Origin of the sequence: Corynebacterium sp. HMSC065D07 (genome assembly GCF_001810695.1) — a bacterium.
In the GTDB taxonomy this organism is placed as follows: Bacteria; Actinomycetota; Actinomycetes; order Mycobacteriales; family Mycobacteriaceae; genus Corynebacterium; species Corynebacterium hesseae.
This window is the reverse complement of the sequence record NZ_KV802471.1, coordinates 159,173-171,974: the sequence shown is the minus strand read 5'-3', so window position 1 is coordinate 171,974 and position 12,802 is coordinate 159,173. Positions and strand designations below refer to the sequence as shown.

The 12,802-nt window shown below is 61.3% G+C and carries 12 protein-coding genes; 10 read left to right on the top strand and 2 right to left on the bottom strand.

Annotated elements, in window-relative coordinates; all coding sequences use genetic code 11:
* Positions 1-245: 245 nt before the first annotated feature.
* The 8 genes from HMPREF2760_RS09870 (at position 246) to HMPREF2760_RS09835 (ending at position 6,915) form a co-directional block, all read left to right on the top strand.
* On the top strand, positions 246-1,535 hold the full coding sequence (locus HMPREF2760_RS09870; RefSeq protein WP_070597162.1) for an inorganic phosphate transporter: 1,290 nt from the start codon (positions 246-248) through the stop codon (positions 1,533-1,535).
* Positions 1,536-1,546: 11 nt separating this feature from the next.
* Entirely contained in the window at positions 1,547-1,849 is a 303-nt protein-coding gene (locus tag HMPREF2760_RS09865) for a hypothetical protein (RefSeq protein ID WP_070564892.1), read from the top strand.
* A gap of 261 nt (positions 1,850-2,110) precedes the next feature.
* The gene (locus HMPREF2760_RS09860) at positions 2,111-2,362 is read left to right on the top strand and encodes a hypothetical protein (protein WP_070564895.1); all 252 of its coding nucleotides are present in this window, start codon (positions 2,111-2,113) and stop codon (positions 2,360-2,362) included.
* A 226-nt stretch (positions 2,363-2,588) separates the two neighbouring features.
* The gene (locus HMPREF2760_RS09855) at positions 2,589-4,202 is read left to right on the top strand and encodes an acyl-CoA carboxylase subunit beta (protein ID WP_070531065.1); all 1,614 of its coding nucleotides are present in this window, start codon (positions 2,589-2,591) and stop codon (positions 4,200-4,202) included.
* Between the two features lie 59 nt (positions 4,203-4,261).
* Positions 4,262-5,593 carry a carboxyl transferase domain-containing protein gene (locus tag HMPREF2760_RS09850; RefSeq protein WP_070564898.1) on the top strand — a complete coding sequence of 444 codons (1,332 nt, stop codon included), beginning with the start codon at positions 4,262-4,264 and terminating at the stop codon, positions 5,591-5,593.
* Between the two features lie 10 nt (positions 5,594-5,603).
* Entirely contained in the window at positions 5,604-5,798 is a 195-nt protein-coding gene (locus HMPREF2760_RS09845; protein ID WP_070528100.1) for an acyl-CoA carboxylase subunit epsilon, read from the top strand.
* Between the two features lie 4 nt (positions 5,799-5,802).
* Positions 5,803-6,399 carry a Maf family protein gene (locus HMPREF2760_RS09840; RefSeq protein ID WP_070564901.1) on the top strand — a complete coding sequence of 199 codons (597 nt, stop codon included), beginning with the start codon at positions 5,803-5,805 and terminating at the stop codon, positions 6,397-6,399.
* 99 nt (positions 6,400-6,498) lie between these two features.
* Positions 6,499-6,915 carry a DUF3151 domain-containing protein gene (locus HMPREF2760_RS09835; RefSeq protein WP_012714873.1) on the top strand — a complete coding sequence of 139 codons (417 nt, stop codon included), beginning with the start codon at positions 6,499-6,501 and terminating at the stop codon, positions 6,913-6,915.
* 302 nt (positions 6,916-7,217) lie between these two features.
* On the opposite strand, the gene HMPREF2760_RS09830 is transcribed toward HMPREF2760_RS09835, so the two are convergent.
* Positions 7,218-8,384 (bottom strand): DUF4282 domain-containing protein, encoded by a 1,167-nt coding sequence (locus HMPREF2760_RS09830; RefSeq protein WP_070564904.1) that lies wholly within the window; start codon positions 8,382-8,384, stop codon positions 7,218-7,220.
* A gap of 197 nt (positions 8,385-8,581) precedes the next feature.
* Entirely contained in the window at positions 8,582-9,640 is a 1,059-nt protein-coding gene (locus HMPREF2760_RS09825; protein WP_070564907.1) for a Cj0069 family protein, read from the bottom strand.
* A gap of 289 nt (positions 9,641-9,929) precedes the next feature.
* Between HMPREF2760_RS09825 and HMPREF2760_RS09820 the strand changes: the two genes are divergently transcribed.
* Together HMPREF2760_RS09820 and HMPREF2760_RS09815 are read left to right on the top strand one after the other, a co-directional pair.
* Positions 9,930-10,790: a sulfurtransferase gene (locus HMPREF2760_RS09820; RefSeq protein ID WP_070564911.1), complete on the top strand. Its 861-nt coding sequence runs from the start codon at positions 9,930-9,932 to the stop codon at positions 10,788-10,790.
* 141 nt (positions 10,791-10,931) lie between these two features.
* Positions 10,932-12,704, top strand: coding sequence for an ATP-binding protein (locus tag HMPREF2760_RS09815; protein ID WP_070597161.1), 1,773 nt, complete (start codon positions 10,932-10,934; stop codon positions 12,702-12,704).
* Positions 12,705-12,802: the final 98 nt, after the last annotated feature.

Here is a 12,802-nt window from a genome sequence, read left to right as displayed (position 1 = left end):
ACAGAACATGAACAGTCGATGTATTGTGCTGTAACTTTTGAGGTTTTTTAGCGTTTTATGACCAATTAAAGATACATAATGCCTGTTTGCCGAGGTCACCGGCCTTTAGCGCACAATTGGCACCATTACCTTTCGGGACTATCGTCAACCGCGGTTAGCTCGCAGTCGTCGCGCCACCCCTTTGGCCCCGACACGCTGACCCCTCTTTGCAGATTATTGCCCTAGTCCTGAAAGGGATCACGCTCGTGTCAGCGACTCTTATCATCTTGGCCATCGTGGTCATCACGGCACTGGCCTTCGACTTCACCAACGGTTTCCACGACACAGCCAACGCTATGGCGACGTCGATTGCCACCGGCGCACTGAAGCCGTTCACCGCCGTTGCCATTTCCGCCGTCCTCAACCTCATCGGCGCATTCCTCTCCGTCAATGTGGCCGCCACCGTGGCCAAGGGAATCGTCAACCTTGACCAGTACGATGTCTCCGTCCCCGCCGACGGCGACGCCCTGCTCATGGTCGTCTTCACCGGCCTCATCGGCGGCATCACCTGGAACCTATTTACCTGGCTCCTTGGTATGCCGTCTTCATCCTCCCACGCCCTCTTTGGTGGCCTCATCGGCGCTGCCTTCGCAGCCCTGGGCACCGGCGGCGTGGCGTGGTCCTCCATTGCCGGCAAGATCATCATCCCGGCTATTGCCTCCCCACTCATCGCCGCTCTGGTTTCCGCCTGCGGTACCGCCCTGGTGTACTGGGTGACCAACACCATCCCGAGCAAGGTCAAAAACGAGCACTTCCGCCACGGCCAGATCGTGACCGCCTGCCTCGTATCCCTGGCCCACGGCACCGGTGACGCACAGAAGACGATGGGCGTTATCTTCCTTGCCCTCGTTGCCGCTGGCGAGGCCAACTCCGATTCCCGCATCCCGACCTGGGTCATCGTGGCCTGTGCCGTCGCGATTGCCGCCGGCACCATGTCGGGCGGCTGGCGCGTCATCCGCACCCTGGGCAAGGGGCTGGTTGAGATTGAGTCCCCGCAGGGCATGGCCGCTGAGGCCACCTCCGCCGCCATCATCCTAACCTCCGCCACCGGCGGTATGGCGCTGTCCACCACCCACGTGTCCACCGGTTCCATCCTGGGTACCGGCCTGGGCCGCAAGGGGGCGAAGGTTCGCTGGGGCGTCGCCATGCGCATGGTGGCCGCGTGGCTCATCACCCTTCCGTGCGCCGCCTTCGTCGGCTTCGTTACATGGTGGATTGCCAACGGCGTTGGCGCAGCCACCAACACCATGGTGGGTGCCATCGTTGACCTGATCATCCTGCTGGGAATGGTCGCCCTCATCCTCCTGCGCGCTCGCCGCAACCCGGTTGACGCTAATAACGTCAACGACGACTGGGACGAGGACTCCGAGTCCGTCGACTCCTCGATGTCTCACCGCGAAAAGGTCGCCGCAGGCGTTTCGACCGGCAACGCCCCCGGCGCCGCAGACGCCGTCAATGATGTGGTCAAGTCCCACACCGCCAACAAGGACAACTAAGGATTCCAATCATGACCGCAATGGAAATCGTCACCGCCCTCATCCGTGTGGCTGCACTAGCTCTCGCCTTCGGCGCGGGCATCCCGCTCCTCTTCGCTTTGGGCATGCGCTGTATGACCGGCGACCCCATCCGCAACGCCGAAGGCGTCGTCGTTGATGACACCGCAGCCTCACCCCAAATGAAGATGCTTGGCTGGACGGTATACGCCGTTCTTGGCTTCGTCATCCTTATCGCTATCACATGGATTGCAAAGGACTCCATCGCCCACTACTTCGGCTGGGAGCCTTTTGCCGGAATCGCTGGCGGACACTAAGCCCCTAACACCCCTCCCACCGACAGCACCGACAGCCCCGTCGCCCTACACGGCGGGGCTGTCTTTTTGTCTTTATTAATTCTCCCCCGCGGTGGGAAGCTCATGAGTGTCCCTGGTCACACATCAGCCAAGGTAAACAAAAAGTTAACTTAACTTGAAATCTATGTAGCGTTTTGGGCGTTTACGCGATATAGTTGGTGAATCCCAACGGTACGGTACCCCGTACCTTTACTACGAGAGGCAAAAAAGGGGCGAGCAAGAATGAATACTATTTCCGGCTTTATTTCCACCATTGCTAACACATTCAAGACCGCCACCGGCACCGGTCTTGACACCATTACCGCTGCACCCATTGCAGCACAGGTGGCAGAAGATCTACTCAAGCACGATCTCATTCCGGCAACCCATACCGACATCGAGGAAAGCTTCGCCGCCCTCACGGGCGACTTCCCCCGGGAAGGCGACCTTGCCGAGGTAGAACTTTTCCTCGACAGCTTCGGATGGCTTGCATAAAATCCTTCACCAAACCCCGTCCCCATGGGCGGGGTTTTCTCATGCGACCACCCTTCAAACGGCGCATTTCGCGCCCACTACACTGTCAGCCATGCACCCAACACGCCGTTTGCGAGGATTCCCTCATCTTTTCCACCGCCCCTCACCTGCCCGAACGTAAAATGTGAGCGAAATCACCCGTGCGCCGCTATACATTCCCATACAAAACTTCTCTACACTGCCAAACATGACTATTTCCTCACATTTGTCGGAGCTTGACTCCCTGAGCGCCGACACCACCGCAGGCAAGATCGCTGAACTGAAGAGGCGTCGCGAAGCAGCGGCGCAGCCCATGGGCGAGAAAGCCCACGAAAAGGTCCACGCCCAAGGCCGCCTCACCGCACGTGAGCGCTTGGACTATCTCCTCGACGAGGGCTCCTTCGTCGAGACCGATATGCTCGCCGTGCACCGCACCACGGACTTCGGCATGGGCAAGAAGCGCCCACTGACCGATGGCATCGTCACCGGCTGGGGCACCATCGACGGCCGCGAGGTCTGCATTTTCTCCCAGGACGGAACCGTCTTTGGTGGCGCACTCGGTGAGGTCTACGGCGAGAAGATGATCAAGATCATGGAGCTTTCCATCACCACCGGCCGCCCGCTCATCGGCCTATACGAGGGTGCCGGCGCCCGCATCCAGGACGGCGCCGTGTCCCTGGACTGGATTGCCAAGACCTTCTACCAGAACGTCAAGGCTTCCGGCATCGTCCCGCAGATCTCCGTCATCATGGGCGCGTGCGCCGGCGGCAACGCCTACTCCCCTGCCCTGACTGATTTCGTGGTGATGGTGGACAAGAAGTCCAAGATGTTCGTCACCGGACCAGACGTCATCAAGACCGTCACCGGCGAAGAAGTCAGTCAAGAAGAACTCGGCGGCGCGGGCGTCCACATGCACAAAGCAGGAACCTCGCACTACACCGCCGCCAGCGACGAGGAAGCCCTGGATTGGGTCCACGACTTGCTGACCTACCTTCCCTCCAATAACCGCCAGCTGACCCCGGTTGAGCCCTACGAAGACCTGGGCGAAGAAACCGCCGACGACCTCATGCTGGATGAGATCATCCCGGATTCCCCAAACCAGCCCTATGACGTCAAGGAGGTCATCGAGGCCCTCACCGATGACGGTGACTTCCTGGAGATCCAGGCCGACCGCGCCGATAACGTGGTCACCGCCTTCGGACGCATCGAAGGCCGCACTGTTGGTTTCGTTGCTAACCAGCCCCAGGTCTTCGCCGGCTGCCTCGACATCGATTCTTCCGAGAAGGCCGCCCGCTTCGTGCGCACCTGCGATGCCTTCAACATCCCTATCATCATGCTTGTCGACGTCCCCGGCTTCCTCCCCGGCGCCGACCAAGAACACGACGGCATCCTGCGCCGCGGCGCCAAGCTGCTCTACGCCTACGCCGAAGCCACCGTTCCCAAGATCACCGTCACCCTGCGCAAGGCATACGGCGGCGCCTACTGCGTGATGGGCTCCAAGGGGCTGGGCGCGGACATCAACCTGGCATGGCCCACCGCCCAGATCGCGGTCATGGGTGCAGCAGGTGCCGTCGGTTTTATCTATCGCAAAGAGATCAAGGCAGCCCATGAGAAAGGCCTCGACGTGACGGAACTGACCAAATCCTTCGAGCGCGAATACGAAGATCACATGCTCAACCCGTATAAGGCAGCAGAGCGCGGGCTTATCGACGCCGTCATTCTCCCCTCCGAAACCCGCAGTGCAATCGCTAAAAACCTGCGCTTCTTCACGGACAAGAATGTCGCGCGCCCATCGCGCAAGCACGGAAACATCCCGCTCTAGGCCGCGCTCGTTTCAGCACAAATCAGTGCAGCAGAAGCACTGTATTACACTAGTGTTCCATGACTGACTTGAAGACGACCGCTGGCAAGATCGAGGACCTGAGCGCCAAGCTCACCGAGTCCCGGGCGCCGCAGGGAGAAGTCCCGGCAGCCCGCAGCGCCATCGAGGCGCTCTTTGACGCCGGCTCCTTCGTGGAGACCGACGCCCTTGCTCGCCACCGCTCCACCGAGTTCGGCCGCGAGCACATCCGCCCCTACACCGATGGTGTCGTCACCGGCTTCGGCACCGTCGATGGCCGCAAGGTCTGCGCCTATGCGCAGGACGCCTCGTTGTTCGACGGCACCATGGGCGAGGTCTATGGCGAAAAGGTCACCAAGCTCTATGACCTGGCCATTAAGACCGGCGTGCCCATCGTCGCGCTCGTTGCCAGCGATAAGCCCCGCGCCCAGGAGGGCATCGTCTCCTCCGCCATGCAGGCCCGCATCCTCGCCCGCGCCACCACCGCCTCCGGCCTCATCCCGCAGATCACGGCGGTTTACGCGGAGTCCAAGGAGGCCTCGCTCGTGGCCGCGCTGTCCGATGTCGTCATCGCCCCCGACGGCGACGTGCAGGCGGACGGGGAGCACGAGGTGAGCGTCGCCAAGCGCGTGCTCTCCTATCTGCCCTCCAATAACCGTGCCGCCGCGCCCCGCACCGAGGCCACCATCGTTGCGGGTTCGGTGGAAGACAACATCAGCGAGGCCGACCACGCGCTCGATACCCTCGTGGGCGATGACGGCGCCGTGGATCTCGCCGACGTGGTCACCGCTACCTGTGAGGATGTTTTCGAGCTCGGCGCCTGGGTGCGCGGGGTCTTCACCGGCTTCGGCCGCGTGGAGGGACGCACGGTGGGCATCATCGCCAACCGCGACTCTCTCGATGCCGCAGCCGCCGCCAAGGCCGCGCGTTTCATTCGCCTGTGCGATGCCTTCAACACCCCCATCGTCGAGTTCGTCGACTCCCCGGCTCTGGATGTGGAGAAGGCAGCGTTGGCCAAGCTCGTGCATGCTTATGCTGCGGCGAGCGTGGGCAAGATCAGCGTGATCGTGCGCCGCGCGCACGGCACCGGCTACATCGCTTTCGGTTCCAAGGAGCTCGGTGCGGACCTGTCCTATGCGTGGCCGACGGCCGAGATCGCCGTGGCCGATGCCCCTGAACTGGCCGCTGAGCTGGAGCTGAGTGAGGACGAGGCCGCAGCCTACCTCACCCCGTACCAAGCCGCTGAGCGCGGTCTCGTCGATTCCGTTATTACCCCGGCAGCCACGCGCGGTTCCCTCATTGAGGGACTGCGCCTGCTGGATCGCAAGATTATTCCGACCCTGCCGAAGAAACACGGCAATATCGTTTTGTAGAGGTTTCCCCATGACCGCTTCCCTGTTTACCGTTCTCAACGGCAACCCCACCGACGCTGAGGTGGCGGCCCTGACCACGGTGCTCAGCCAGCTCGACTCCGAGGCGCGTGCCAAGGCCGCCGATACCCGCTCCGAGCGCGACCTGTGGGGCCAGCCGGGCGACGTGTTTAACCCGTCCGCCTTCCGCAACGTCCGCTACTACTAAGCACATGCGCCTGGTTCTGGCTTCTCAGTCCCCGTCCCGCCTGTCCATCCTGCGGGGTGCGGGCGTGGAACCCGTCATTGCCCCGGCCCACGTGGATGAGCGGGCCATCGAGGAGCGCCTGGCGGGTGCTGAGCCCGCCGAGATCGTCTGCGCACTCGCCACGGCCAAGGCAGAGGCCATTGCCCCGGACTATCCCGAGGACGTCGTGGTGGGCGGGGATTCCATGCTGCTTCTCGACGGCTCCCTCCAAGGCAAACCCCACACCCCCGAGGCCACCGTGGAGCGCTGGCACGCGCAGGCCGGCCGCGCCGCGGAGCTCATCACCGGCCACTGCGTGCTGCGCGGCGAGGAGCGCTTCGTGGAGGCCTCGCGCACGACGGTGCACTTTGCGGAAGCTACTGCCGCCGATATCGAGGCCTATGCTCGCACCGGCGAGCCGCTGGAATGCGCCGGCGCCTTTACCCTGGAGGCCCTCGGCGGTTGGTTCATCGACCGCATTGAGGGCGATCCTTCCTCCGTCATCGGCCTTTCGCTGCCGGTGCTGCGCCGCGCTCTGTATTCCTTTGGACTCAACGTTTCCGACTTCTGGGCCCAGCCCTAATTCGGGGCGAGCCCTTCTAGTTGCGGGTGAATCCATCCAGCTGCGGGCGAACCTTTCTAGGTTCGCCCCCTCGCTGCCACATGGCTAGAGTGGGACGGCATGGAAATGAAAGATATGCTCGCTCCCCCGCCCATCAAGCTGCCGGCCGATCCGGGTGCTGACAGCACCTCCGATCTCACCGCAGGAATTGTCGCCCACCCGGATTCCCCGCTGCTGTGGGCACTGCTGGCGGAGCAGGAACTAGACAAGCACAAGGGCGCTGAACCCACCGCTTTCATCACCGCCTACGCTTATGCGCGTACCGGCTACCACCGCAGCCTCGACCGCCTGCGCGGCAATGGATGGAAGGGCTGGGGCCCTGTCCCCTTCTCCCATGAGCCTAACCAAGGCGTGCTGCGCGCGATTGCCGCACTGGGCCATGCTGCAAAGGCCATCGGTGAGGACGCGGAGTATGACCGCATCCGTCAAATGCTTTCCGACGCCGACCCCGAGTCCGTCGCCACGCTGCTGGACTAAGCAGCCAGTAGCGCCGTTGCGCGCTATCCCGCCTACCCCGGTCCGCCACATGGTTCTAGTCAACTGGTTCTACTCAAAAGGTTTAGCTGGGGGCAGGTGAACCATCTAGGTGCCCACAGATGGTTTGTTTAGGGGCACACGAACCTTCTGACCCGAACCATATGACTGGAACCATCCGTGGCGGCTAACGGGCCTCTCCGACGGGCATAGGGCTTTAAATACAAAAATCCCGCGGACCTCAAATAATGAGGCCGGCGGGATTAGTCTGTCTGCCCTAAAGCAGCGCAGGGATTGGTATGCGATTAAGCCTTGTCGCCGTCTGCCTTAGCAACAAGATCACCGGTGTTCTGCGCGGTGCGGATGTTTGCCACGAAGAACTCCAAGATCAAGCGGAACTGGATGACATAGAAAAAGAACGCGATTCCGCCAAAAATGACAGCGCCCAGGAACGCCAAGATTCCGCTGACAAAGCTGTCAGCAAAAGCCACGAAAGAGAAGAGGATCAATCCTGCCCAGGAGAGTCCTGCCAAAATGACGAGCAGAATGTAGATGAAGGAGGAGAACTTCAGGGTGACAAAGCTGCTGAAGGAGAAGTCAAACAGCGCCTTGAAGAAGCCCGTGCTCTTAGAAGAACCACCGTTCTGTGCGGCCTGCTGCGGGTACTGATTGTTCTGTGGAGAGGCAGCAAAGGGCGAGTTCTGCTGACCGAAGCCCTGCTGTTCCTGCGTACCAAAGCCCTGCTGGCTTTGGGAGCCGAACCCTTGCTGCTCCTGTCCACCAAAGCCCTGGTTCTGCTGCTGGTAGCTACCAAAACCGGACGTGGAGTTGGAGTGAGAAGCCTGGGCGCCGAAGCCATCACCAGACTGCTGCCCAAAACCCTGGCTCTGGTTGGATTCTGCCTGCGCACTGCCGCCAAAGCCTTCGCTGCCAAAGCCGCTGTTGCCGTAACCGTGGTTGCCGTAGCCCTGATTCGAGTTCGTCGCCTCAGCGGAGTGCTCGGCGCCAGCACTGCTATCGGAGTTGTAGGAAGCGTAGGAGGCGCCAAAAGAGTCATGGTTAGCGCGGGTGTCATGGCTTTCAGACTTGTTGTCAGATGACTCCGTGTTGGCAGAACCAGAGGCGGACTCAGACGCAGCAAAGCTGGAGCCAAAAGTGCTGTCCTTGGCCTCACCTTCAGACTCCGGCTGCGAATTCTGGGAAGACGCACTTCCGAACGAGGAGGTCTCAGCGGAGCTCTCGGAGTAATCGCCGTAGCCGGCCTGGCCGCCCCAGCCGAAGTTGGAGTTCTGTCCCTGGCTGTTCCACCCAGAAGCAGAATTATCGCTGCCGGACTGAGAGCTACCGTAGCCGCCAAAGCTACCGAAGCTGTTGTTCCCAGCGTTGTCGCCGTGGGAACCGTGAGCGTTGTAGTCGCCAGCGTTGTTATCGTTCTTGTCGCCGTTCTCACCAAACTGGTTGGGGTTCGTCATAGTTTTTAAACCTTTCGGAGAATCATTGATTTTCGCAGTGCGCTACAGCACGATACTGTCATAAATTTTTTACCCCACCGAACGTACCTGAGATCTTGCTCACCGGCAGCGCGAGTTAGGCAAATGCACCCCAGAAAACGACAGTTTCCCCCGCCACGGCAGGGGAAACTCAACAGGATTAGTGCGAAATAAATCGCTTAAGCGTGCTTGGCCTCCACGCGCTTGATGGCCTCAGCAGCCACCTTCTCCTGAATGCCCATGTCCAGCTCAGAGGTGAAGCCCACGCAGGAGCAGTTGATCTCACCAAGGACGTAAGTATCTTCGCCGTTTTCGCCGTCAGCCAGCATGAAGTCCGCGGTCCAGATCAGCGGGATGTTGTCACCGCCGAGCTTCTCTGCGATGACCGGGCGAACGTCAGCGAACATATCGACGAGCTCCTGCCACTCCTCCGGCTTTTGGTAGGTGTACTTGGCGCCGGAGAACAGGGTGGCGGAGAAGGCATCGCCGCCCTCGGCCGGCTTCTTGTGCACCACGAAGACCGGGTCCGGGCCCACGAGAAGAATACGAATCTCACCCTCAACGATGCGCGGCATGAAGCGCATGTCCACGAGCATGCCGTTGTCACCCACGATGTACTGATCGCAGAAGTCCATGAACTCGCCCAGCTCGCGCTCCTCGGAGTGGTTGTCCACAGCCTCGGTGCACTTGATCTTGGTGTCGAGCGACAGAGCCGTGCCCGGCTCGACGGACTCGGCCAGCTTCTCGTCGGCAAGGCGCACGCGCCAGATGCCGGAGCCGGTGGAGCCACGGTTCTGCTTAAGCACGCGCTCGCCGTAGGACAGGGAGGTCGGGAAGGTGTTGTGGAAGGACTCGACGTCGTAGTAGGCGGCGGTATCGGACGGGACCAGGTCGGTGTCGTTGAGCTTGACCAGGGCATCCTTAGCGCCGTAGGCCATCATCTCGTACGGGGTGGACATGCCGACCAAACCAGCGTCGGACAGCTTGGAGAGCAGGTCAAAGTAGCCCTTTTCACCGCCCGGGATGTTGCCCGGGTTCACGCGGGAGATGTAGGCATCAAAATTCTCGGATACATACTCGAAGAGCTTCTCGGACCACTCAGGGCGGTAGAACACGACCTCTGCATGCCAGCCTGCATCCTTGATGCAGTCGACGATTGGCATGGTGTCCTTACGGTGTCCGTTGATCTGCTTGTCTGATCCGCCCTCAACCTCGAAGACGACGATTGCCTTGTGCACAGTAATTCCCTTTCGCTAGGGGGTTGATGAGTGTCACTACTTAAAATAACCCAGGTTTGGCCCGCGCGCTCCCCTACAAAATCGGCCCAACAGAAGGTTAAAAAGCGAGCTTAGCGCACTTTTCAGCCCCTGACCTGCATACTTGTTATAACCAGTAAGTGCGAAGCGGCACAACCCGCCCAAGAAATGTATCCAACACCACAAAAGGCTCTCCCCCGTGACCACTTTTCGGCCAAGCACGCTAGAGTTGAAGCGAACGTTCCCCCTTAACGAGAAAGGCAGGTGGACCGTGGCCGAATTCGACCCGAATCCCCCTTTCCAGGAATACGCGCACCCCGAGCGTCTCGTGTCCGCACCGTGGCTATCCGCGCGACTGGGCATTAACGGCCTCCACGTGATCGAGGTCGATGAGGATTCACTCCTCTACGATATCGGCCACATCCCCACCGCTATCCGTATCAACGTCCAGACGGAACTGCTCGATAGCACAACGAGGGACATCATCAGCGCCGAAGACTTCACCGCCCTCCTTCGCTCGAAGGGCGTCGAGCGCGATGACACCGTCATCCTGTACGGAGACAAGTCCAACTGGTGGGCCGCGTTCGCCCTGTGGATCTTTGAACTGTACGGCCACGAAGACGTGCGGCTTCTCGACGGCGGCAGGGACGCCTGGATGTCCGAAGAACGCGATACTTCCTTCATGGTTCCCGAACCATCCGTTTCCTCTTATCCGGAGGTTTCCCGCGAAGAATCCTCTCGCATCTTCGTCGATGAGCTGCGCGGATCCACCGCCACCGTTGTCGACACCCGCAGCCCAGACGAGTTCTGCGGCGAAGCCGCCTTCAAGAACGGAACCGGCGAGTCTGCCTACGGCACCACCTTGACGCACGGCCATATTCCCGGGGCCATCAACTTGGAATGGGATCGCGCGGTCTACCCCAACGGCTGCTTCCGTACACTCAGCGAGCTCAAGGTCAACTATGGTGAGCTAGAGCCCGCAACGGAAACCGTCCTTTACTCGCATGTCGGCGCTCAGGCCGCGCACACCTGGTTTGTGCTGAAGTACCTGCTCGGCTTCGACACCCCGCGCGTCTACGATGGCTCGTGGGCAGAGTGGGGCAACATGGTTCGCATGCCCGTTGAGCGCTAGCAACACGCCGAAATAAGCCCGCATCCTCGCTGGTGCGGGTTTATTTTTTGACACGAAACCAAGACGTGACGGTATCCTCATGTTTTGGTGTGCAAGAATAGTACGCAGTCCTATCAGAAAAATTGGAGGAGGGTTCCTGCCGTGGCAGTTGAAACCAAGAACATCACCAAGGTCCTCGTGGCCAACCGCGGTGAGATTGCGGTCCGCGTCATCCGTGCGGCTCGCGATGCCGGCATCGCATCCGTAGCGGTTTATGCCGAGCCCGATGCTGACGCCCCATTCGTCACGCTTGCCGACGAAGCCTTCGCACTCGGCGGCCAAAACTCCGCTGAGTCTTACCTCGATATCAACAAGATTCTCGACGCCGCCTCCAAATCCGGCGCCGACGCTATCCACCCCGGCTATGGCTTCCTCTCCGAGAACGCCGACTTTGCCCAGGCCGTCATCGACGCCGGCCTGATCTGGATCGGCCCCTCGCCGCAATCGATTGCGGACTTGGGTGACAAGGTCACCGCCCGCCACATTGCCGAGCGTGCCGACGCGCCCATGGCACCGGGTACCAAGGATCCCGTCGCCAGCGCCGAAGAGGTCGAGGCCTTCGCCGACGAGCACGGCCTGCCCGTTGCCATCAAGGCTGCCTTCGGCGGCGGTGGCCGCGGCATGAAGGTCGCTCACACCCGCGAGGAGATCAAGGACCTCTACGAGTCCGCCACCCGCGAGGCCACCGCAGCCTTCGGCCGCGGCGAGTGCTTCGTTGAGCGCTACCTGGATAAGGCCCGCCACGTCGAGGCGCAGGTCCTGGCTGACCAGCACGGCAACGTCGTCGTCATGGGCACCCGCGACTGCTCCCTACAGCGCCGCTTCCAGAAGCTCGTCGAAGAGGCCCCTGCCCCCTTCCTCACCGATGAGCAGCGCGCCTCCATCCATGAATCCGCCAAGCGCATCTGCCGCGAGGCCGGATACTACGGCGCTGGTACGGTGGAGTACCTCGTAGGTGCGGATGGACTCATCTCCTTCCTCGAGGTCAACACGCGCCTCCAGGTGGAGCACCCCGTTACCGAAGAAACCACCGGCTACGACCTCGTTCGCGAGCAGTTCCGCATCGCCGAGGGCCGCGAGCTTTCCATCGCCGAGGACCCGACCCCGCACGGCCACGCCTTCGAGTTCCGCATCAACGGCGAGGACGCCGCTGCGGGCTTCATGCCGGCTCCTGGAACCATCGTCTCCTACTCCGAGCCTTCCGGCCCGGGCGTGCGTATGGATTCCGGCGTGCGCGAAGGTTCCGTCATCGGCGGACAGTTCGATTCCATGCTGGCCAAGCTCATCGTCTGGGGCCCGGACCGCGAGACCGCCATCGCGCGCGCACGCCGCGCGCTGTCCGAGTACCGCATCGAAGGCCTGCCCACGGTTATCCCCTTCCACCAGGCAATCCTCACCGATCCTGCCTTCACCGCCGAGGACGGCAACTTCACGGTCTACACCAAGTGGATCGAGGAAGAGTGGGTCAACGAGCTGCCCGAATACACCGACACCGCCGAAGCACCTGAGGATGAGGACCAGGAAGCACCCCAGAAGTTCGTCGTCGAGGTTGGCGGCCGCCGCATCGAGGTTGCCCTGCCGGGCAACTTGCTCTTGGGTGGCGGCAACAAGCGCAAGAAGTCGAAGAAGCGCCGCGGTAAAGGCGCAGCAGCCAACGTGTCCGGTGACGCCGTGACCGCACCGATGCAGGGCAGCGCCATCAAGGTCGCCGTCGAAGAAGGCCAGGAAGTCGAAGAGGGCGAGGTCGTCGTCGTCCTTGAAGCCATGAAAATGGAGAACCCCGTCAAGGCCCACAAGTCCGGCACCGTGACCGACCTCAAGGTGTCCACCGGCACGCAGATCAACAAGGGCGAGCCGATTCTGGAGATCAAGTAATTTGCCGATGCTTCCTTACGGCCAGGGAGCACTGCAATAACCTTGCTTCAGTCAGCAACGTTACATACTCTTTGTACGTGATACCCCGGTGGAGCTCT

Bases quoted from the DNA above. Each gene is read 5' to 3' on its own strand.
- HMPREF2760_RS09865 (WP_070564892.1), top strand. From the start codon at position 1,547: ATGACCGCAATGGAAATCGTCACCGCCCTCATCCGTGTGGCTGCACTA.
- HMPREF2760_RS09860 (WP_070564895.1), top strand. From the start codon at position 2,111: ATGAATACTATTTCCGGCTTTATTTCCACCATTGCTAACACATTCAAG.
- HMPREF2760_RS09855 (WP_070531065.1), top strand. From the start codon at position 2,589: ATGACTATTTCCTCACATTTGTCGGAGCTTGACTCCCTGAGCGCCGAC.
- HMPREF2760_RS09850 (WP_070564898.1), top strand. From the start codon at position 4,262: ATGACTGACTTGAAGACGACCGCTGGCAAGATCGAGGACCTGAGCGCC.
- HMPREF2760_RS09845 (WP_070528100.1), top strand. From the start codon at position 5,604: ATGACCGCTTCCCTGTTTACCGTTCTCAACGGCAACCCCACCGACGCT.
- HMPREF2760_RS09840 (WP_070564901.1), top strand. From the start codon at position 5,803: ATGCGCCTGGTTCTGGCTTCTCAGTCCCCGTCCCGCCTGTCCATCCTG.
- HMPREF2760_RS09835 (WP_012714873.1), top strand. From the start codon at position 6,499: ATGGAAATGAAAGATATGCTCGCTCCCCCGCCCATCAAGCTGCCGGCC.
- HMPREF2760_RS09830 (WP_070564904.1), bottom strand. From the start codon at position 8,384: ATGACGAACCCCAACCAGTTTGGTGAGAACGGCGACAAGAACGATAAC.